We start from the raw sequence: 20743 nt of genomic DNA, 5'->3' as shown, positions 1-20743 counted from the left end.
CTCCGGATTTCGGCGCTTATGTCTCCCGTACGGCCGTAAGCCGGGCGCTATCCAAAAATTTATCACCGCTGTTGCATCCAAATCAGCGGAGTCCCCGTAGTAGTCATTGCAGGCCAGGCACCGATGCGCGTTAGCGCGGTTGGTCGCCGATGAGGCTTGCATTTTGACCCATGACGAGGACATCAACATGAAAACACAACTCTACGCGGCGATCCTGAGCGGCTGCCTGATCGGCGGGCCGGCCGGGGCCGCCGATTTCGATTTTGCCGGCAATTTCAGCCGGGACAACTCGGTGGTGCGCTTCGATTTCAGCATCGCCAATCCCGGCAACGTGACGCTGTTTACGTCATCGTGGCTGACGGGCGGTTTCGATCCGATTTTGACGCTTTGGGACGCCGGCGGTCAACTGCTGGCCGAACAGGACGACGGCAACGGCGGCGGAGTCGCGTTCTCGAACGGCGTGCCGCTGAGCTACGGCGAATTCGACAGCTATCTGACGACCAATTTGGTGGCCGGCGATTACATCGCCACGTTGACGCAATACGACAACTTCGCGGTTTCCAGCGCGCTGGCCGACGGATTTTTACGCGATGCCGATCCCTGGTTCACCCAGGTGTTCGGATGCGGTAACGCTCAGTTCTGCGAGGGTTCGCTAGTCGATGGCAACGGCGATTTGGTCGATGCCAATCGCACGTCGGCCTGGGACTTTCATATCGTCGGCGTCGATGCCGCGCAAGCCGCGACGGTTCCGGAGCCGCCGACCGCGATGCTTTTGCTGGCGTCGGCGATGTTTTTTGGCTTGGGCCGCTGGGCGCAACCGCGTAACCGGGGCGGCATGACCTCGGCCATTGTTTAAACGTTTGGGAGCATGACCATGAAATCGATAAATCGCTATAGCCTAAGTCTGATCGCCGCGTTGCTCGCCTGCGGCGCATCGTCCGCGCAAGCCGCCAACCACCGCGAAGCGCCGTTGACCGCGCTGGATGCCAAGGCCGACATCACCGATTGGTTTGCGTTCGTCAGTTACGACGATCCCAGTAAGGTCACGATGATTTTGAATGTCGATCCCTTACTGGACCCGAGCAACGGCCCGAATTATTTTCCGTTCGATCCGGAAATCCTCTACGAAATGAAAGTGGACAACGATTTCGACGCCGACGAAGACCTAACCTTGCAATTCCGTTTTAAAACCGAATCCCGCTTGCCGGGCGTGTTTACCGGCTTCGTCGGCATCGGCGACGGTCTGAACACACCGTTCAATTCGCCGGTGCCGCTGCCGGCCGGCACGCCGCTGGTACCGGCGGCGATTACCGCGCTGGACGGCCCCGGTTCGGAAGGCTTGGGTTTGCGGCAGAGCTACACGGTGACGCTGATCAAGGGCAAGGGTAAAAACCGTCAAGTGCTCGAGTTGAACGGCGGGCAAAAACTCTATGCGGTGCCTTCCAACGTCGGGCCGCGCACGATGCCGGATTACCCGGCGCTGGCCAAACAAGGCATTTACGACTTGGTTGGCGGTATTAAAGTGTTTGCCGGCACGGTCGACGATCCGTTTTACATCGATTTGGGCTCGGCCTTCGATACCTTGAATTTTCGGAGCGGCGCGTCCGGAGTCGGCGTGGCCGGCGTGTTGAGCGACGCGCAAAACGCCGACGAGGTTCGTAATTTCGCGCCAGACGACGTGGCAGGCTTCAACGTCAATGCCATCGCCATCGAGTTGCCGATCGCGATGTTGACTCACGACGGCAAGTTGCACGGGGCCAATGAAGCTCTGGCGGTCATCGGCACATATGCGACCACGTCAAGGCCGCGCACTAAGTCCTATGCCGAAAAACCCGGCGGCCGGCCCAAATTGGCCAACGCTTATACGCAGATTCAGCGTATGGGCAATCCGTTGGTCAACGAATTGTTGATCGGTACCGGCGACAAGGACAAGTTCAGCATGAGCGAACCCAAGCAAGACGGCGATTACGCCGCCTACGTCGTTGATCCGTTGATCGCGCGGGTCCTTAACGCCGCGACGGCCGGCGTGCTGCCGGTGCCGGTGCCGCCGCGCGTGAATCCGGACCAACCGGCGTTCGATTTGGGCCCGTTGGTGTTTTACGCGGCGCCGATTTGTCCGGCCTGCACCAGCGAACAGCGCGGGCCGATCGCCGATTTGCTGCGCTTGAACACCGGAATCGGACCGACGACAACCGCCGCGCGTAAACGAATGGGGTTTTTGGCGGGCGATAGCGCGGGCTTTCCGAACGGTCGCCGGGTATCCGACGATGTCCTGGACATCACCGCGCAAGCCGCGGTCGGCGTGCTGCGCGCCGGTTTCGGCGCGTTTCCGAACAACCGGGTCGGCGATGGGGTCAACGCCAACGACCGAAATTATCAGGAGAGTTTTCCCTACGTGGCCTTCGCCAATAGCGGCCGGCAAAGCCGGCACGTCGATCCCGGCGAAGCCGGTTGCGCCGACAGTTTGACCTCGGCGGCGGCCAATTGCCCGGAGCAATAGTCGTTGGTCGGTGGGGCGCCGAAGCTTGGCGCCCCATGATGCTAACCAACGATCATGAATCGTTTTTGGAAGCGAAATAAGGCGTTGGCTGAGCGGAGTCGAAATAAGGCGTCGGCTGAGCGGAGTCGAAATAAGGCGTCGGCTGAGCGGAGCCGAAGCCAGCGATTTCGCTTCGACGCCGCTCAGCGAACGGCATAGCTGACATTGAGGTGTTCATCCCCCCACTCCGTCGGGAGAGGGCGTGTTTACTCCGCGTTGAATAGTTACCCAATTTGAATGCAAACAGGAGCTATCGATGAGACATTTACTATTGACGGCGCTACTGGCGTTCGGACCGATTGCCTTGGGTCGAGCCTTCGTACCGGCGGACGACGATCAGGTTTTGGAAGTACTGCCTGAGCGCGGCGGCGATGCGCAACTTCGCGCGTTGCGCGAACAACTGCGGGCGACGCCGGACGACCGGGCGCTGGCTTTGCAGTTAGTGGAGCGTTACATCGCGTTGGGACGGGCGGAGGCCGATCCGCGTTATTTCGGCCGTGCCGAGGCGGTGTTGGCGCCGTTGGCCCGCGCTAACCCGTCTCCCGAGATCCTGACCTTGCGCGCCGTGCTGGCCCAGAATCGCCACGATTTTTCGGCGGCTCTGGCCGATTTGCGGCGAGCGCAGGCTTTAAGACCCAGGCTGATTGGGGCCTGGCTGACGCAGGCGGCAATTCATCAGGTGCAGGGACGTTATCCCGAGGCGCTGCAAAGCTGTTTGACCGTCAGCCGCCTGGCGGCCGGTTGGTCCGGGCGGGTGTGCGTCGAGTCCGTGTTGGCCGACAGCGGCCAGCTCGAACCGGCTTACCGGCGCTTGGCGGCGTTGTTGTCGGTTGCCGGCCCGGAGTCGGCCGACGAAAGGCAATGGGCCTGGACCGTGCTCGCTGAAATGGCGGAGCGGCTGGGCGATACCGGTGCGGCCGAACGCCACTACCGGCGGGCCTTGGCTATCGGCCGGTTGAGTGCGTACCCATTGGCCGGTTTTGCCGATTTTTTGCTGGATAGACAGCGCTATGCCGAAGTGCTTGAGTTGCTGACCGGCGAGCAGCGCGCCGACGGCTTGTTGTTGAGGTTGGCCTTGGCGGAGCGGCAGTTGGGGCATTCTGAAGCCGAAGGGCACCGGCGGACGCTGGCGGCGCGTTTTGCCGATAGTCGTCGCAGGGGCGATACCAGTCACCAGGGCGATGAAGCCCGGTTTGAATTGCAATTGAATAGCGAACCCGAACAGGCTTTGGCGCTGGCCGCCGCCAATTGGCAAGTGCAGCGCGAGCCGCGCGATGCCCGTATCTTGCTGGAAGCGGCGATTGCGGCCGGCAAGTTCGAGGCCGCTCGCGACGTATTGACGTTTTTGGCTGAAACCGGCTTGGAAGACGCGCGCTTGCGGGACTTGGCGGCACGCGTCGCCGGGAGGCTGGCATGAGACGCTGGCTCGTATTTCTGATATTGATCCTTGGCAGTTGCGCCGCCTCGGCGCACAAGGCCAGCGATGTTTATTTGAGCTTGACCTGGAATGGGGAACGTTGGGTTGGCCGCTGGGATATGGCGTTACGCGACTTGCAGGAAGCGGTCGGTCTGGATCAGGACGATGACGGCCGCATTACCTGGCGGGAGTTGCGCGAGCGCGGCGATGTCGTCGCGGCACATGCGCTAAGCCGTTTGGACATCAGCGGCGACGGCCGGGCCTGTCGCTTGGATGGCGAGGGTTTGCGGGTCGACGAGCACAGCGACGGCGGTTACGCGGTACTGGATTTTCGGGCGGATTGTCCGGCGACCGTGCGGCGATTGGTCGTCGATTACCGCTGGTTTTTCGAGTTCGACGCGCGCCATCGCGGATTGTTTAGTTTGGTTGGGCCTAGCGGCGCGCGTAGTGCGGTGTTTAGTCCCGAGCAACCGACGCAGACCTTCGAGCTTGCCGGCAAAGGTGGCGTCTGGTCTGAGCTGGCGGCGTTTGTCCAAGAGGGGATGACGCACATCTGGGCCGGCTACGATCATCTGCTGTTTTTGTTGAGTTTGCTATTGCCGGCGGCGTTGGCGCGCGACGGTTTGACCTGGCGGCGCAAGGCGAATCTCGCCGAAATTGGCACCGATGTGTTGGCGGTGGTGACGGCGTTTACGCTGGCCCACTCGCTGACGCTGGCGTTGACGGTTTGGCAATATTTGGCGCTGCCTAGTCGTTGGGTCGAAGCGGCGATTGCCGCTTCGGTGGCGGTCGCCGCGCTGAACAACATCTATGCCTGGTTTACCGAACGCCGGGTGTGGTTGGCCTTCGGTTTCGGTTTGGTTCACGGCATGGGCATCGCCGGCGTACTGCTGGATCTGGCTTTGCCGAAATCCGGGCAAGCGTTGGCCTTGCTGGGTTTTAATCTCGGCGTCGAGTTGGGGCAATTGGCGATTATCGCGGTCGCTTTGCCATTGATTTATTGGGGTAGCCGGCAGCGCTATTATCCGGTCTGGGTCTTGAAATACGGTTCGACCGGTATTGTAGGGCTAGCGCTGATTTGGTTGGTCGAGCGCGGTTTGGATGTGGCGATATTGCCGAGTTGACCAAGGCGCGATTGTCGTCGGAGGAACTGGGTATGTCGTTGGGAATCGGTTGAGGTCGGAAATCGATTCGTAATCTTGGCGTAAAGCAGCCGCGCGGATTCGATTAGGTTTTAACTTCGATGACCAGATTTTTTTGCGGCGACTGCGGCGGGATGGGGTGGGTGGCATTGGGATACCACGCCAGGATTTGCTTCACATAGTTCTGAGTTTCGGCATAAGGCGGAATGCCCTTATAGCGCTCGACGGCTTTCTCGCCGGCATTGTATGCGGCCAGAACCAGATCGACCTTGCCTTCGAAATGGCGCAACAGCCAATGCAGATAAGCCGTGCCGCCCTTGATGTTTTGCACCGGATTCCAGGCATCCTTGATGCCGAAGCGCTCCGCAGTTTCGGGTATCAATTGCATCAGACCCTGGGCGTTTTTGCCGGACAGCGCGGTCGGATTGAACGCCGATTCGGCTTTGATGACCGCCATCACCAATTGCGGGTCGATGCCGTAGACTGGCGCGATTTGATTGACCCAGGCCTCGACGATTTGCCGGTTGGGGTTGTTGTCGGTTACCGTCACCGTCACGACCGGTTCCGGGTGGCAGGCTGGGTCTTCGGTGGCCGGAGCGTCGCCGAAGCGGCTCAACATGGTTTGAGCGTGATGGTCGCCGCGGTCGGCGGCTTGTTTGAACCAGTGACTGGCCAGCGGCAGATCCCGTTTGACGCCGCGACCGTTGAAATACATAAAGCCCAGACCGTAAGCCGATTCGCTGTCGCCGGCCAACGCGGCCTTGCAATACATTTCGAAAGCTAATCCGTAATCTTGTTTGATGCCGCGGCCGTGCTCGAAATCGGCGGCGGTTTGGCGCAACTGCGCCAAGTTTAGCGGGGAGGCAACGTCGGCGGCGGATGGCGTAGCGGTGGCAAGCAGCAGGCCGATCAGCGGAAAATATTTCAGGTTCATCATGTTCTCGTTCTGTATTGCTGAGACTGGGCTTTCACAAACCCGGCCGGAAAAGAACGGTACCCGTTCTCCAAGCTTCCAGCTACCGTATACATGGCAAGTGCGTAATCGCCCGGAAGGCTGCATCGCCTGCAATGGCCGATCTTACAAAATCGTAAGGTCGCGCTTGAAATGGCTATTGATCCGTCTAGTATTAATCTCAGCGTGAGAACCAGTTCAAGTTTTTCGTACTATATCGAGCGGCTATCTCGCTTGACATTGCCCAGATGGGCAGGTTTACGGTCGAAACTATACCACACGGCGATTCTCGGCGGAATTGCGCGGCGATGACCCGGACCGGTGTAAACTAGCCTCGATTAGGCTAGTCGCGGCAGGCTGCACAAGGCTTAGGCAAGTGTTCGACTGAACGTTAGGGTTAGTTTGGCAGTCGTCGATATTGTCGATCGGCCAACAGTTTTTCAGGTTTTCCAGGATGCGTCCGTGATCGGAGAGTTGGCGTTAGGAGTGTCGCCGCCGCCAACCCACGTTCCCTTGCCGCTCGGCATGGAGCCTTGCGGCAAGGGATGTGATTTCTATAAGTTTTTCAACAGTCGCCGCACCAGGTTGCGAATCGGCATGTTTTGTTGGCGGTAATCCTGGAATAAGCGTTCGATGTCGACCGGATTGAGGTATACGTAAGCTCCGTAACCGGTTTGAGCGATAAACTCGCCGCTCAAGTTGTCCATAAAGGTAGTCAGTGCAATGCTGTTGGGGTGGTTGACGGTGTTCATGGCGGTTCTCCCGATAGATGTTTTGTTTTTATATAAGCGGTTCGCGTGCCATAAATAAATAGTTTTTATAAAACAAAGAGTTGTTTTTATTTTGCGGGTTGCGTCATTTTGTTGTCGGAGTGTTTTGTTAGAATTCGCGACGACATGACGTACATTTACGCTATATCGTGGCGATAACGAAGGGCTACATGGCAAATCCGAAAATTAAGAATCCGCGAGGCCAAGGCGGGGTTGGAGATCAGGGGCGGCCGGGACCGGTGTCGTTTTGCGCTTGGGACGGGGATGTCTTGGTGTTGAACGTACTTGGCACGCCGAGCGCCAAGCGCGATGTCATCGGCAAACCCAAGGGGGCTCAACTGAAAATCAGCGTTACCGCGACACCGGAGGACGGCAAGGCTACCGACCATATGGTTCGGTTTTTGGCCAGGGAGTTTGGCGTGACGATCAAGGATATCCAAGTCGTGTTCGGTCAGTATCACATCAACAAGCAACTGCGAATCCGGATGCCGAAGCGTTTGCCGCCGGTCGTCGAAGCGGAGTTGGCGGCTTCGGCAAGCCGCTAGTCATTCCGCTGCGAGCCGGGCTTGGAGAGCCGGCGTCATTTCGGGTCATTGCCGCCGAAAGGTCGGAAGCGCTGAGCCGGACAAAACCGCTTCGGTAAATGCCCGCTATCGACGGTTTTAATCCTTTAATTTGGCAACCAACATTTTATTCACTTCTGCGGGGTTGGCCTTGCCTTGGGTTTCTTTCATGATTTGGCCGACCAGCGCCATCAGCGCCTTGTCTTTGCCGGCCCGGTATTGTTCGACCGGTACCGGATTGGCGGCGATGACCTTGTCGACGATGGCTTCGATGGCGCCGGTATCGGTGATTTGCTTCAAGCCTTCCTGTTCGATGATTTGATCCGCCGTTGCGCTGCCGTTCCAGAGTTTGTCGAACACCTGCTTGGCGGTCTTGCCGGAGATGGTGTTGTCGGCAATGCGTTTCAATAGGCCAGCCAAGCGTTCGGCGCTGACCGGGCAGGCGTCGATTTCCAAGCCGGCTTTGTTCAATGCGCCGAGCACGTCGCCGGTTAACCAATTCGCAGCCAACTTGGCTTCCCCGGATTCGGCCGCGACTTGTTCGAAGAAGTCGGCCAATTCGCGCGATGAGGTCAGCGTGGCGGCGCTTTCCGCATCCAACGCGTATTGCTCGATGAAACGGTGCTTTTTGGCGCCTGGCAATTCCGGCAACGTGGCGCGAATTTCAGCCTTCAGGGCTTCCTCGACGATCACCGGCAACAAGTCCGGGTCTGGGAAGTAACGGTAATCGTTGGCTTCTTCCTTGCTACGCATCGAGCGGGTTTCGTCTTTGTTGGCGTCGTACAAGCGGGTTTCTTGGACCACTTTGCCGCCGGCTTCGATGATGTCGATTTGTCGTTCGATTTCGTGATTGATGGCTTTTTCGACAAACTTGAACGAATTGATGTTCTTGATTTCGGCACGGGTCCCGAATTCGGCTTGGCCTTTGGGGCGAACCGAAACGTTGGCGTCGCAGCGAAACGAGCCTTCCTGCATATTACCGTCGCAGATTTCCAGATAACGTACTAGCTCGTGTAGTTTGCGCATATAGGCCACGGCTTCCTTGGCGGAACGCATGTCCGGCTCGGAGACGATTTCCAGTAGCGGCGTGCCGGCGCGGTTCAGGTCGATGCCGGTCAGGCCGTGAAAATCTTCGTGCAGCGATTTGCCGGCGTCTTCTTCCAAGTGGGCCCGGGTGATGCCGATGCGTTTGGTTTCGCCGTCGACTTCGATATCCAGATGGCCGTTGCCGACAATAGGTCGTTCGAATTGGCTGATTTGATAGCCTTTCGGCAGGTCGGGGTAGAAATAGTTTTTGCGAGCGAAGATCGAGTGCGGTGCGATTTCGGCATCAATAGCCAGGCCGAAGGTTACCGCCTTGCGTACCGCGTCTTCGTTCAATACCGGCAATACGCCGGGTAGTCCCAAATCCACCGCGCAAGCCTGGGTGTTGGGTTCGGCGCCGTAGGCAGTCGCCGCGCCGGAAAAGATTTTCGATTTCGTAGAGAGTTGGGTGTGGATTTCCAAGCCGATGACGGCTTCCCATTGTGAGCTCATGTTGCTTTCCTTTAAAACTATTCGGCAAAAACGTCGTTCAGGTCGATTTGCAGGTCGGGGAATAAATAGGGGATGGCAATCTCGTCGCCGGCGTGCATGGCGTGCAGTTGGTATTTTTCGTTCTGATCGAGCACGAATTGATGGACTGCTTGCTCGTAAGGATAAACCGTCCAATATTCCGTCACGCCGTTTTCCTGATACAGCTGGTATTTCAGACGCAATTCCTTTTGGCTGTTGCCGGGCGATAAAATCTCGATGATCCAATCCGGCGCCCCATCGCAGCCTTGTTCGGTCAGTTTGTCTTTGTCGCAGATCACGCACAGGTCGGGCTGGATGACGCTGAAAACTTCGCGGTCTTGAAGCAAGGATTTACGGCGGTCGTAGAGCTTGACGTCGAACGGCGCAGGGTAGAGTTTGCAATCCTTGTGCTTAAAGTAGTTGCCAAGGCTGACGGCAAAATTTAGCGATACGCTTTGGTGCTTTCTGCTCGGCGCCGGCGACATGGCCATGATCTTGCCCTTGATCAGTTCGACCGACTCCTCGAGCTGCCAAGTCAGGTAATCGGCGTAACTATAGGTGCCGTTAGGATCCAATTGTGATAATTGCGTGATCGGCGCCATATTGCCCCCTGTTATTCGAAACCCTTCGGCACTTGATTGTGCCAGTCGGTGACCTGCTGGTAGCGGTGGCCGACGTTCAACAACTTGGCTTCGCCGAAATAGTTACCGATGATATGCAAGCCAACGGGCAGGCCGGCTATGAACCCGGCCGGAATCGACATCGCCGGCAGGCCGGCCAGATTGATCGCTATCGTGTAAATGTCTTCCAGATACATCTGAATCGGGTCGTCGGTTTTTGAACCGATTTTGAATGCCGTGCTCGGCGTGACCGGTCCCATCAATACGTCGACTTCGCTAAGAGCGCGTTTGAAATCGTCGCTGATCAATCGGCGCACCTGTTGGGCTTTCAGATAATAGGCGTCGTAATAGCCGGCCGACAGTGCATAAGTGCCCATCAGAATCCGGCGTTTGACTTCCGCGCCGAAGGCTTCGCCGCGAGAGCGGATGTAGAGGTCGGTCAAATCGGCTGGGTTTTGGCAGCGGTAGCCGAAGCGCACGCCGTCGTAACGCGACAGGTTGGACGAGCATTCGGCCGAGGCGATCACGTAATAAGCCGGTATCGCCAGCTCCAGATTAGGCATGTCCACTTCTTGTACCGTCGCGCCGAGTTTCTGGTATTCGGCGATCGCGGACTGAATCGTCGCCGCGATTTGGCTGTCCAGTTCGGCACTGAAAAATTGTTTCGGCAGGCCGATTTTCAAACCTTGCAGGCTGTCGTTCAGACCGGCGCTGTAATCCGGTACCGGCTGGTCGACGCTGGTGGAGTCCTTACCGTCGAAACCGGCCATGACTTGCATCAACAAAGCCGCATCTTCGGCGCTACGCGCCATCGGTCCGCCCTGATCCAGGCTGGACGCGTAAGCGATCATGCCGTAGCGCGAAACCCGACCGTAAGTCGGTTTCAGGCCGGTGATGCCGCACAAGGCCGCAGGTTGGCGGATCGAGCCGCCGGTGTCGGTACCGGTCGCCGCCGGCGTCAGCCTCGCCGCAACGGCGACCGCCGAACCGCCGGACGAGCCGCCCGGCACCCGTTCGGTATCCCATGGATTGCGAGCCGGGCCGTAGAAACTGGTTTCGTTGGACGAACCCATAGCGAATTCGTCCATGTTCAACTTACCCAGCATCACCGCGCCAGCCTGATTGAAGCGTTCGACCGCCGTGGCGTCGTACGGGGCGATGAAGTTGTCCAGCATTTTCGAGCCGCAACTGGTTTTAACGCCTTGCGTGCAAAAGATGTCTTTTTGGGCGATCGGGATGCCGGTCAGCGGCGCCGGCGTGCCGGCGGCCAAGCGCCGGTCGGCGGCTTCCGCCTGCTGCAAGGCCAGTTCTTCGCTGACCGTGACGAAGGCGTTCAGGGCTTGATGTCGTCCGATGCGAGCCAAAAAGACCTGGGTCAATTCGGTGCTGGAAAATTGCTTGCCGCGCAGTCCGGCGGCTAATTCGGTTAGCGATAGCGTGTGCATGGTTCGGAATTATTCGATGACTTTCGGGACCAGATAAAGTCCGGCTTCGGTTTGCGGGGCGATGGCTTGAAAATGCGCTCGTTGGTTGGTCTCGACGGCGGTATCGGCACGCAGGCGTTGGGTTTGGTCGAGCGGGTGCGCCATCGGAGCGATGCCGGCGGTGTCGGTTTGCCCCATCCGGGTCATTAAATCCAGCATGTTGGATAGGTCTTTGGCGTAATGTTCGACCTGCGATTCCTCGATTCCCAAGCGCGCCAGATAGGCGATTTTTTTAACGTCATTAGCCGTTAACGACATCTTCTAACTCCAAGTTTTATCGGTAAATCTATGATACTTTATATCTTGCCCTATCGCCCGCTTGATTGTTAAAGTAGCGGGATTTTCTGTGTGCATTTAGGATACCGTTTAATGTTCAAAAGAATTCGTGGCCTTTTTTCCAATGATCTGTCTATCGACTTGGGAACGGCAAATACGCTGATTTATGTTCCGGGCCAGGGAATCGTATTGAATGAGCCGTCCGTCGTCGCGATTAAGGAGGACAAGATCCGCGGCCAGAAAACCATCGCCGCGATCGGCGCCGACGCTAAAAATATGTTGGGCCGCACGCCCGGTAACATCACCGCGATTCGGCCCTTGAAAGATGGTGTGATCGCCGATTTTGCGGTGACAGAACGCATGTTGCGGTTTTTTATTAAAAAGGTGCATGAAAACAAACTGCTGCGGCCCAGTCCGCGCATTCTGATTTGCGTGCCCTGCGGCTCGACTCAAGTCGAGCGGCGGGCGATTCGCGAGTCGGCGGCGATGGCCGGCGCTCGCGAAGTGTATTTGATCGAGGAACCGATGTCCGCCGCGGTCGGGGCCGGTTTGCCGGTCGATGCGGCACACGGTTCGATGGTGCTGGATATCGGCGGCGGCACTTCGGAAGTCGCGGTCATTTCATTGAACGGTATCGTCTATTCGGCGTCGGTGCGGATCGGCGGTGACCGTTTCGACGACGCGATCATCAGCTACGTGCGCCGCAACTACGGCACGCTGATCGGCGAAGCCACCGCCGAGAAAATCAAGCATGAAATCGGCGCGGCTTATCCCGGTAGCGAAGTTCGCGAAATGCAAGTCACCGGCCGCAATCTGGCCGAAGGCGTGCCGCGCAGTTTTTCATTGAACAGCAACGAAATTCTGGAAGCCTTGCAGGAGCCTTTGTCCGGTATCGTCAGTGCCGTCAAGGTCGCGCTGGAACAAACCCCGCCGGAATTGGGCGCCGATGTCGCTAGCCGAGGTATCGTCCTGACCGGCGGCGGTGCGCTGTTGAAAGACATCGATCGCTTGATTTCCGAGGAAACCGGCTTGCCGGTATACATTGCCGACGATCCGCTTACCTGCGTCGCTCGCGGCGGCGGCATGGTGTTGGAGATGCTGGACGCCCGAGGCGCCTCGGCATTTTCGCTGGAATAGTCCGCTCGGCGTCTTGTTGTTCGAGGGACGGCGTTAACCGGTGATGTCGGTTCCCGCCGTCTTTTTTGTTTCAGCGGGTACCGTTCGGCGGTTGCGGATCGTTGGACTGGGCCTGTCGGCAATCCTTTATTTTCCGTCGGGATTGCCGTTTCAAAATCGCTAGAGGTTTTGCCATAAAACTGCTATTCGCCAAAGGCCCTTCGCTGAATACCCGTCTGTTGGTCGCGGTATTGCTTTCGGTTGCGCTGTTGGTGGTCGATTACCGCAGCCAACGCTTGAACATGCTGCGCTCGCTGTTGGCGATGGCGACCTACCCCTTGCAAATGCTGGCCAGCCTGCCCATCGACGCTTACCATGATTTGTCCGATTCGGTGATTTCCTATGTCGAACTACAAAAAGAGAATCGCCGGCTGAAGGAGCAGCAGTTCGTCAACGACGCCAAGTTGTTGAAACTCGCGGCCCTGGAGAAGGAAAACACCCGGCTACGCATGTTGCTTGAGAATTCGTTTCAACTTGGCGAGCAAGTGCTGGTGGCCGAATTGGTGTCGGTTAAACTGGCGCCCTACGAGCATACCGTCGTCGTCAACAAAGGCTCCCGCTTCGGCGTGCATCCCGAACAACCGGTGTTGGATGCCAGCGGTATCGTCGGCCAGGTGGTCCGCACGATGCCGTCCAGCTCGGAAGTGATGTTGATCACCGATCCCGATCACGCGATCCCGGTTCAGGTCAATCGCAACGGCCTGCGGACGATAGCCTTCGGCACCGGGCAACCCAACCGGCTGCATCTGCCGTTTTTAGCGAATAACGCCGACATCGTACCCGGCGACCTGTTGGTCACGTCCGGTTTGGGCGGCGTGTTTCCGGCCGGTTATCCGGTCGCGGTAGTCGATAAATTCGAGGCTAGACCGGACAAATCGTTCGCCAATATTTACGCCACGCCGAAAGCGGAGCTGGATAAGAGCCGGGAGTTTTTGATCGTCTGGAGCGATTCGACGCCGGTCGTGTTGGGCGAGCCGGTCAAATCGGAAACCGCCGAGCAGCCGGCGCCGGTCGCCGCGAAACCCAAGGATGCCAAACATGTCGGGCCATAACGCGCTGGCTTTGATTTATTTTGTCGTCACGGTAGCCGGTGCGATGGTGCTGCGGGTGATGGGGCTGTTTCCGGGGATGGAAGTGTTCAATCCGGACTGGGTGGTGTTGGTTTTGATCTATTGGTCGATCGCGCTGCCGGAACGCTTCGGCGTATTCAGCGCTTGGTGGATAGGGCTGTTGACCGACGTACTGACCGGGCGCTTGCTGGGGCAGTACGCGTTGATTTATCCGTTGATTTGCTACTTCAGCATCAACGAACACCGGCGGCTGCGACAGTTTCCGATGGTTCAGCAATGCCTGTTCGTACTGTTTTGCCTGCTCGGTTCGCAAAGCGTGATTTTCGCGATCGAAAGCATCAAGGCCGGTAACCGCTTGCCGTTGTCGTTTTGGTATCCGGCGCTGAGCGGGGCGCTGGTCTGGCCGTTGGTGTTTTATCTGCTGCGCTTTATCCGGGTCATGGCGCGCCTCGACTGACCGGCGATGGACAGAAAATTCGCGATCAAGGACCCGCTGGCGGAAAGCCGTCTGTTTCTAAGTCGTATCGTCACGGCTTTTATCCTGATTATCGTGTTGATGATCGGGCTGGTGGTGCGGCTGGTTTACCTACAAGTGGTCGGTCACGAACATTACGCGATGCTGTCCAAGGACAATCGCATCAAGATCGCGCCGTTGCCGCCGACGCGCGGCGTCATTTATGATCGCAAGGGTCGGATGTTGGCCGAAAACGTGCCGACTTACAGCCTGGAGCTGATACCGGAGCAGATTGGCAACCTCGACGACACTTTGAAGCGTCTACAGCAACTGCTGAACATTCCCGACGAAAAAATCGAGGCGTTTCAAAAACTGCGTAAGCGCAACAAATCGTTTACCAGTACGGCCTTGCTGCAAAATCTGACCGACGAAGATGTCGCCAAATTCGCGGTCGTCCGACCGTATTTTCCCGGCGTCGACGTCTACGCTCGCTTGGTGCGCCACTATCCTTACGGCGACTTGACGTCCCACGTGGTCGGTTACGTCGGGCGGATCAACGAGCAGGAGTTGAAGACCCTGCCTTCCGTCATGTACCGCGGGACGGACCATATCGGCAAGACCGGCATCGAGAAGACCTACGAGGAACATCTGCTCGGTACCGCCGGTTACGAGGAAATCGAAACCAACGCTCAAGCCAGGGCGGTCAATACCGTGGCGACGGTCGAGCCGGTCGCAGGATCGAATATCTATCTGACACTGGATATCGACATACAAAAGATTGCCTACGACGCATTGGTCGAGTTCAACGGCGCGGCGGTGGCGATAGAAGTCAAAACCGGTGCGGTGTTGGCTTTTGTTAGCCGGCCGGGTTTCGATCCCAATCCCTTCGTTTCCGGCATCTCCGGCAAGGACTACAAGGCTTTGCAGGAATCGCCGGACCAGCCCTTGTACAACCGGGCGCTACGCGGACTATATCCGCCCGGTTCGACGGTCAAGCCGTTTTTGGGCTTGGCCGGGCTGGAGTACGGCGTCATCGATTTCGGCCACCGGCTGTTTTGTCCCGGCTACTACAAGTTGCCCAACGTCGACCATAAATACCGCGACTGGAAGAAGTGGGGGCACGGGATGGTCGACATGAACGAAGCGATCACCCAATCCTGCGACGTGTATTTTTACGATTTGGCGCTGGCGCTGGGTATCGATAAGATGCATGAGTTCATGGACAAATTCGGTTTTGGTCGCAAGACCGGTATCGATCTGGTGGGCGAAATCGACGGCTTGATGCCGTCCAAGGCTTGGAAACGCCACTACCGCAATCAGGCCTGGTTTCCGGGCGAGACCCTGATTACCGGGATCGGTCAGGGCTACACCCAAGTTACGCCCTTGCAATTGGCTCACGCCACCGCGACGCTGGCCAACGGCGGCAAGGTCATTACGCCGCATTTGGTACATAGCATCATCAGCGCCGATTATGCCGATCGGATCGAAGGCAAGGCCGACCGGATCATTCCGCTGAAACCGCAAAATGTCGAGAACGTCATTCGGGCGATGACCAACGTGGTACATGGCGCGCGCGGTACCGCCGGCCGGCTGGCCAAGGCCATCAATTATCAGATCGCCGGCAAGACCGGTACCGCCCAGGTGTTTACCGTCAAACAGGAAGAGAAATATAACGAGGACGCGATCGACTTCAAAATGCGCGACCATGCCTTGTTCATCGCATTCGCCCCGGTGCACGATCCGCAGATCGCCGTCGCGGTGATCGCCGAACACGGCGGTCACGGCGGTTCGGTGGCGGCGCCGATCGCCGGTGAAATTATCGATGCTTATCTGAACCAGAAAAAGGACAGTTCGCCATGAGAAACGAAATGCGCAACGAACAATTTCAAGCGCCGTCCTTGCTTGGCAACCTGCTGCGCAAGCTGCATATCGACATCCCGCTGTTCATCGGTTTGTTGCTGATTCTGGCGCTCAGCTTCGTGATTTTGTACAGCGCCGGCGGGCAGGAAATGGCGATGTTGGTGCGTCATGCCAGCCGGATGGGCTTGGCCATTGTATTGATGATCGTGCTGGCTCACATCAACCCCCGGCAATTTCAGACTTTCTCGGTCGCTTTGTTTTCGGTGTGCGTGCTGTTGTTGCTGGCGGTGGCGGTGATCGGCCAAATTAGCATGGGCGCTCAGCGCTGGCTGGACTTGGGCTTTTTTCGCTTCCAGCCGTCGGAGTTTACCAAGATCAGCGCGCCGATGATGGTGGCCTGGTATTTGTCCGAGCACGCCTTGCCGCCTAAACCCAAGCATCTGTTGGCGGCCGGGATATTGTTGTTGGTGCCGGTGCTATTGATCGCTAAGCAGCCTGACTTGGGCACGGCCCTGCTGGTCGCCAGTTCCGGGGCGGCGGTGTTATTCTTCGCGGGCCTGTCGTGGTGGGTCATGTTGGGGGCGGTGGCGGTGTTGGGCGCGCTGACCCCGGTCATGTGGCACTTCATGCGCGAGTACCAGCGCAGCCGGGTCTTGACTTTCATCAATCCCGAGGCCGACCCGATGGGGGCCGGCTACCATATTATTCAGTCTAAAATCGCGATCGGTTCCGGCGGCGTGGACGGCAAGGGTTGGCTGGGCAGCAGTCAGGCCGAGCTGGATTTTTTGCCGGAAAGTTCCACCGACTTTATTTTCGCGGTTTTCGCCGAAGAATTCGGTCTGTTTGGCTGCGTCGGTTTGCTGTTGATGTATCTACTGGTCATCAGCCGCTGCTTTTACATTGCCGTGCAAGCCCAGGATACCTATTCCCGGTTGTTGGCCGGCAGTTTGTCCTTCACCTTCTTCGTTTACGTGTTCGTCAACATTGGCATGGTGATCGGCGTGTTGCCGGTGGTTGGAGTGCCGCTACCCTTGGTCAGTTATGGCGGCACCTCGATGGTGACGCTGATGGCCGGTTTCGGCATTCTGATGTCGATACACACTCATCGCAAGTTGTTGCCGGTTTGAGGCGATCGCCATAAACCAGCGGTCCGCTCGGGAAAAACCGCGTAATATTCCCCAATTATTCCTTTTTTCTGTCTGAGTTTATGAATTTTAAAGTCGCGTTTATGTTGTTGTTATTGTCGGCCGTCGGCCAGGCACTGGCTGAAGTTGCCACCACCGATTCCTTCAACGGCTTCATCAAGCAGATGGTCAAGCAACATCGTTTCAACGAAACGGAGTTACGGAGCTTGTTCAAGGCGGTCAACATCCAGCAGCCGATACTCGATGCCATGTCCAAGCCTGCGGAGGGCAAGCCCTGGTTTCAATACCGCGAAATTTTCATGACCGAGGCCCGCATCGCCGGTGGCGTGCAGTTTTGGAAGGATAACGAAGCCGCGTTGCGCCAAGCCGAACACCAATATGGGGTTCCGGCGGACATTATCGTCGCCATCATCGGCGTCGAAACCAAATACGGCGCGCACACCGGCAAATACCGGGTGATCGATGCGTTGGCGACATTGGGATTCGCCTATCCGCCGCGTAGCGAATTCTTTTTAAAGGAGTTGGAGCAGTATTTGGTGTTGGCGCGCGAGGAGGGCATGGACCCGTTGCAGCCGATGGGCTCGTATGCCGGCGCGATGGGCTTGCCGCAATTCATGCCGAGCAGTTTTCGAAGCTATGCCAAGGATTTGGATGGCGACGGTAAACGCAATATCTGGACGAATCCGGCCGATGCGATCGCCAGCGTCGCCAACTACTTTGCCAGCAACCAATGGAAACCCGGCGGTCTGATCGCGTACCCGGTCAACGCTGCGGGAGAGGCGTATAAAAAGGCCTTGAGCAAGGGTGTCAAGCCCTATACCAGTGCGGCCGAACTGCGCAAGTTGGGGGTCGAATTGCCGGCCGGTTTGCCCGCCGGCGAGGCGGTCAAGCTGCTGGCGTACCAACAGCAAATCGGCGAAGATTTATGGATAGGCTTGCACAATTTCTACGTCATCACCCGTTATAACCATAGCCCGCTGTATGCGATGGCGGTTTACCAGCTTAGCCAAGCGATCGCGGCACGCAAGCTCTAAACGGAAAGCGGCCGACAATATCCAAGTCCCGGTCGTTACGCTTCGATTCGCGAACAGAAAACTGAGTTTCCTTCGATGGGCGGCAAACCGATGTGTTTCGCTACGAAATGTAATTGAACAATGACAGATTTTGCACCTTGGTAAACGCGGCTTGCGCGGCTTGCAACGACGTTTGTTGCAGACTGAATTTACTCAATGCGTCGGCATAATCCAAGTCGCCTATCGCCGACGCGGTGGTTTTGTTGGCTAGGATGTAGTCGGTATTCAAATTTTGCTGATCGTCCAGTGCGTGCAAGCGCGCGCCGGTCGAGGCGCGGGTGGTTTCGAAGCGGACCATCGCTCTATCGATATCGTCCAATGATCCGCTGTTTGGCGTATTGGCTTTCAGATCCTGAGATAACCGGTTGATGGCTTGAAACGCATTGTCGATGCCGCCGGGCGTCAATGTTCCGGCCGAGTACACGCCGAAGACTGCTTCACCGGCGTCGCCATCGGTAATGGTCCGGCTGGGGCCGATCGCGATGCTGCGCTGGTTGGCGTCGCCCTGATAGGCGTAAGTGGTGGTATCGAACGGAACCGTGTCGCTCTTGTAGCCGGCAAACAAATACTCGCCGTTAGCGTTTTTGGTGTTCGCCATACCCAGCAACTGTTTGTTTAGTTCATCGATTTCCGCGGCAATTTCCTGACGATTGGTAACAGTATTACTGTCGTTCATACCTTGCACGGCCAATTCGCGGATGCGTTGCAACACGTTGGTCGCGTTTTCCAGGCTGGACTCTTGCAACTCCAAGCGTTGCCGGGCCGCTCCGATGTTGGTCTGAAACTGTTGGTTCTCTTTGATGTTTTGTTCCAAATTGATCAACGACACCGCCGCCGGAGCATTTTCGGACGGCGACAGATATTTCTTGCCGGACGACAATTTGAGTTGGGTGTCGCTGAGTTTGGACTGTTGTTCCAGCATCGCGTCGACGCCGAGCTGGTGGTTCCAGGTCGTGGAAATGCGCATGTGAATTCTCCTAACGGACCGCTCCAATGAGGGTGTCGAATAGCGTGCTAGCCACCGATACGGCCTTGGCGGCGGCGGCGTAAGCGTTTTGGAATTTGATTAGGTTGGCGGCTTCCTCGTCAAGATTCACGCCGGAAACGGTTTCCTTGGCGCTGGTGGCTTGTTTCAACAAGGTGTCCTGCGCGGTCCGGTTGACCGAGGCCGCGTGTGTTTGCGAGCCGACGTCGGCCACCAACTGGCTGTAGACTTGGGTGAAACTGGCCTTGCCGTTTTGCATCAGGGTTTTCGTTTCCAGATCGGCCAGCGCCAGCGCATTACTGTTGTCGCCGGGCACCCCGGCGGCGCTGCTGGCGGCGGCGATTTGTTTGGGATTGGTGATCGCGCTGTTCACCTTCAAGGTGCCGGCCGCGTTAAAGCTCGGGCTGAGGTCGAAGGTATCGCCGCTGGTCAGCGAACCGCCGCTGAACGTGATGCTGAAGCCTAAGGCCGCAGCGGCGGTGGCAAGCGTCGTGTCGTCCAGGCCGGTTTGGCTGGTGTTGCTGCTCAGATTGGTCAACGTATAGGCGTTGGGGCTGGTGCCGGTGACACTGATCCGGTAGCCGGTATCCAGGTTGGCCGACGAACTGGGGGCGACGAAGCTGGCGGTGGCCAGCAGGTTGTCGTCGGCGGCGTGCGGCGTGACCTGAACCACCGGCGAGCCGAGGTCGAAGAATGCCAGGCCGGGGTCGCCGTTCAAATCAAAACCACCCTGATGGGTGCTGTTAAACTCGGTTGCCAGACCCATCGCCAGCGTGCCCAGTTGTTTTTGAGCCGGGTCCAGTACTTGGTCGCGGAAACGCAAATTGCCGTAAAGCTCGCCGCCGGAAATCAAACCGGAAATGTCCTGGCCGTTCAGCAGAATTTCCTTATGAGTTGAGTCGGTGGCGGAGGACTGCAGGGAGAGTTGCGAAGCGGAATTACCCAATACTAGAGGTTGACCGTTGCCGATGAAGACATTGATCGATCCGTCGGTTTGGCTGGTGAAATTGACGTCGACTTTTTCGGCGATTTTGTTCAGTAGCAAGTCGCGTTGGTCCAGCAAATCGTTGGGCATTTCTCGACCGGAAGCCCTGCCGATGTCGGCGACGATTTTTACGTTCAGATCGGCCAGGGCCTTGGCATACCCGTTGATCTCGGTGAGATCGGTCTCCAGGTTGGTATTGACCTGATCGCGCAATTCGCCGAAGCGGGTATTCAAGGTGTTGAACTGTTGGGTCAACGAGCTGGCCTGCGTCAATAAGGTTTGGCGGGCCGGGATCGAGGTGGGGTCGTTGGCGACGGTGTCGACTGCGTCGAAGAACGATTTCATCGCCGGCGCCAGACCGGTGGTGTCGTCGGCGGTGATGTTGTCGATTTGGCTGGACAAGGTATAAAAACTATCGACGTCGTGGTAGGCCGAAGTACTGGAGCGGACCTGGCCGGTAATGAACTGATCGTAACTGCGGGTGATATTGACGACGCTGACGCCGCTGCCGACGTAGCCGGAGCCGGTATATTGCTCGCGACGGGTCGCGGTTTCGACGCGCTGCCGGCTGTAGCCTTCGGTGCTGACGTTGGAAATGTTGTTGCTGGTGGTTTCCAGCGAGCGCTGAAACGCCGTCAGTCCGGATAATGCGGTGTCCAATATGCCCAAGCCCATGAT

19 protein-coding genes are annotated in these 20743 nt (G+C 57.6%); 11 read left to right on the top strand and 8 right to left on the bottom strand.

Translation table 11 applies throughout. The features are described 5' to 3' along the window. Window positions 1–187: 187 nt before the first annotated feature. From BJL95_RS01390 to BJL95_RS01375, 4 genes are all read left to right on the top strand, one after another. Window positions 188–856: a DVUA0089 family protein gene (locus BJL95_RS01390; protein WP_139306076.1), complete on the top strand. Its 669-nt coding sequence runs from the start codon at window positions 188–190 to the stop codon at window positions 854–856. Window positions 857–874: 18 nt separating this feature from the next. Then, the gene (locus BJL95_RS01385) at window positions 875–2500 is read left to right on the top strand and encodes a DUF4331 domain-containing protein (RefSeq protein WP_071155001.1); all 1626 of its coding nucleotides are present in this window, start codon (window positions 875–877) and stop codon (window positions 2498–2500) included. A gap of 295 nt (window positions 2501–2795) precedes the next feature. Then, on the top strand, window positions 2796–3956 hold the full coding sequence (locus BJL95_RS01380) for a hypothetical protein (RefSeq protein WP_071154970.1): 1161 nt from the start codon (window positions 2796–2798) through the stop codon (window positions 3954–3956). Continuing rightward, window positions 3953–5080, top strand: a complete 1128-nt coding sequence (locus BJL95_RS01375; RefSeq protein WP_071154969.1) for a HupE/UreJ family protein — start codon at window positions 3953–3955, stop codon at window positions 5078–5080. The genes BJL95_RS01380 and BJL95_RS01375 overlap by 4 nt, the downstream gene beginning before the upstream one ends. A gap of 103 nt (window positions 5081–5183) precedes the next feature. On the opposite strand, the gene BJL95_RS01370 is transcribed toward BJL95_RS01375, so the two are convergent. Further along, window positions 5184–6035, bottom strand: coding sequence for a transglycosylase SLT domain-containing protein (locus tag BJL95_RS01370; RefSeq protein WP_254786656.1), 852 nt, complete (start codon window positions 6033–6035; stop codon window positions 5184–5186). A gap of 569 nt (window positions 6036–6604) precedes the next feature. Continuing rightward, window positions 6605–6802 carry a hypothetical protein gene (locus BJL95_RS01365; RefSeq protein WP_064023921.1) on the bottom strand — a complete coding sequence of 66 codons (198 nt, stop codon included), beginning with the start codon at window positions 6800–6802 and terminating at the stop codon, window positions 6605–6607. Between the two features lie 188 nt (window positions 6803–6990). On the opposite strand from BJL95_RS01365, the gene BJL95_RS01360 reads away from it, so the two are divergent. After that, window positions 6991–7365: a DUF167 family protein gene (locus tag BJL95_RS01360; protein WP_082885269.1), complete on the top strand. Its 375-nt coding sequence runs from the start codon at window positions 6991–6993 to the stop codon at window positions 7363–7365. 117 nt (window positions 7366–7482) lie between these two features. Here BJL95_RS01360 and gatB read toward each other — a convergent pair whose 3' ends face one another. Genes gatB through gatC form a run of 4 tightly spaced genes read right to left on the bottom strand, consistent with a single transcriptional unit; the run spans window position 7483 to window position 11299 of the window. Continuing rightward, on the bottom strand, window positions 7483–8919 hold the full coding sequence (gene gatB, locus BJL95_RS01355) for an Asp-tRNA(Asn)/Glu-tRNA(Gln) amidotransferase subunit GatB (protein WP_071154968.1): 1437 nt from the start codon (window positions 8917–8919) through the stop codon (window positions 7483–7485). A 17-nt stretch (window positions 8920–8936) separates the two neighbouring features. Further along, window positions 8937–9539 (bottom strand): Uma2 family endonuclease, encoded by a 603-nt coding sequence (locus tag BJL95_RS01350; RefSeq protein WP_064023923.1) that lies wholly within the window; start codon window positions 9537–9539, stop codon window positions 8937–8939. A gap of 11 nt (window positions 9540–9550) precedes the next feature. Next, window positions 9551–11002: an Asp-tRNA(Asn)/Glu-tRNA(Gln) amidotransferase subunit GatA gene (gatA, locus tag BJL95_RS01345; protein ID WP_071154967.1), complete on the bottom strand. Its 1452-nt coding sequence runs from the start codon at window positions 11000–11002 to the stop codon at window positions 9551–9553. A 9-nt stretch (window positions 11003–11011) separates the two neighbouring features. After that, window positions 11012–11299 carry an Asp-tRNA(Asn)/Glu-tRNA(Gln) amidotransferase subunit GatC gene (gene gatC, locus BJL95_RS01340; RefSeq protein ID WP_064023925.1) on the bottom strand — a complete coding sequence of 96 codons (288 nt, stop codon included), beginning with the start codon at window positions 11297–11299 and terminating at the stop codon, window positions 11012–11014. 111 nt (window positions 11300–11410) lie between these two features. Between gatC and BJL95_RS01335 the strand changes: the two genes are divergently transcribed. The 6 genes from BJL95_RS01335 (at window position 11411) to mltB (ending at window position 18056) form a co-directional block, all read left to right on the top strand. Then, window positions 11411–12454, top strand: coding sequence for a rod shape-determining protein (locus BJL95_RS01335; protein ID WP_064023926.1), 1044 nt, complete (start codon window positions 11411–11413; stop codon window positions 12452–12454). A 179-nt stretch (window positions 12455–12633) separates the two neighbouring features. Next, window positions 12634–13545, top strand: coding sequence for a rod shape-determining protein MreC (mreC, locus tag BJL95_RS01330; protein WP_281023358.1), 912 nt, complete (start codon window positions 12634–12636; stop codon window positions 13543–13545). Beyond that, window positions 13532–14020 (top strand): rod shape-determining protein MreD, encoded by a 489-nt coding sequence (gene mreD / locus BJL95_RS01325; RefSeq protein WP_064023927.1) that lies wholly within the window; start codon window positions 13532–13534, stop codon window positions 14018–14020. The genes mreC and mreD overlap by 14 nt, the downstream gene beginning before the upstream one ends. A 6-nt stretch (window positions 14021–14026) precedes the next feature. Next, a complete protein-coding gene (mrdA, locus tag BJL95_RS01320; RefSeq protein WP_071154966.1) occupies window positions 14027–15877 on the top strand; it encodes a penicillin-binding protein 2 in 1851 nt (616 codons plus the stop codon). After that, window positions 15874–17004 (top strand): rod shape-determining protein RodA, encoded by a 1131-nt coding sequence (gene rodA, locus BJL95_RS01315; protein WP_064023929.1) that lies wholly within the window; start codon window positions 15874–15876, stop codon window positions 17002–17004. Before mrdA ends, rodA begins: the two co-directional genes overlap by 4 nt. Window positions 17005–17084: 80 nt before the next feature. Further along, complete coding sequence (mltB, locus tag BJL95_RS01310; RefSeq protein WP_071154965.1) at window positions 17085–18056, top strand: lytic murein transglycosylase B; 972 nt, start codon at window positions 17085–17087, stop codon at window positions 18054–18056. A gap of 100 nt (window positions 18057–18156) precedes the next feature. On the opposite strand, the gene flgL is transcribed toward mltB, so the two are convergent. Both flgL and flgK read right to left on the bottom strand, forming a co-directional pair. After that, window positions 18157–19062: a flagellar hook-associated protein FlgL gene (gene flgL / locus BJL95_RS01305; RefSeq protein WP_071154964.1), complete on the bottom strand. Its 906-nt coding sequence runs from the start codon at window positions 19060–19062 to the stop codon at window positions 18157–18159. Window positions 19063–19072: 10 nt separating this feature from the next. Beyond that, window positions 19073–20740 (bottom strand): flagellar hook-associated protein FlgK, encoded by a 1668-nt coding sequence (flgK, locus tag BJL95_RS01300; protein ID WP_071154963.1) that lies wholly within the window; start codon window positions 20738–20740, stop codon window positions 19073–19075. Between the last annotated feature and the right edge of the window lie 3 nt (window positions 20741–20743).

Origin of the sequence: Methylomonas sp. LWB (assembly GCF_001856095.1) — a bacterium.
Lineage (GTDB): Bacteria > Pseudomonadota > Gammaproteobacteria > Methylococcales > Methylomonadaceae > Methylomonas > Methylomonas koyamae_A.
This window is presented reverse-complemented; position numbering and strand designations above follow the sequence as displayed.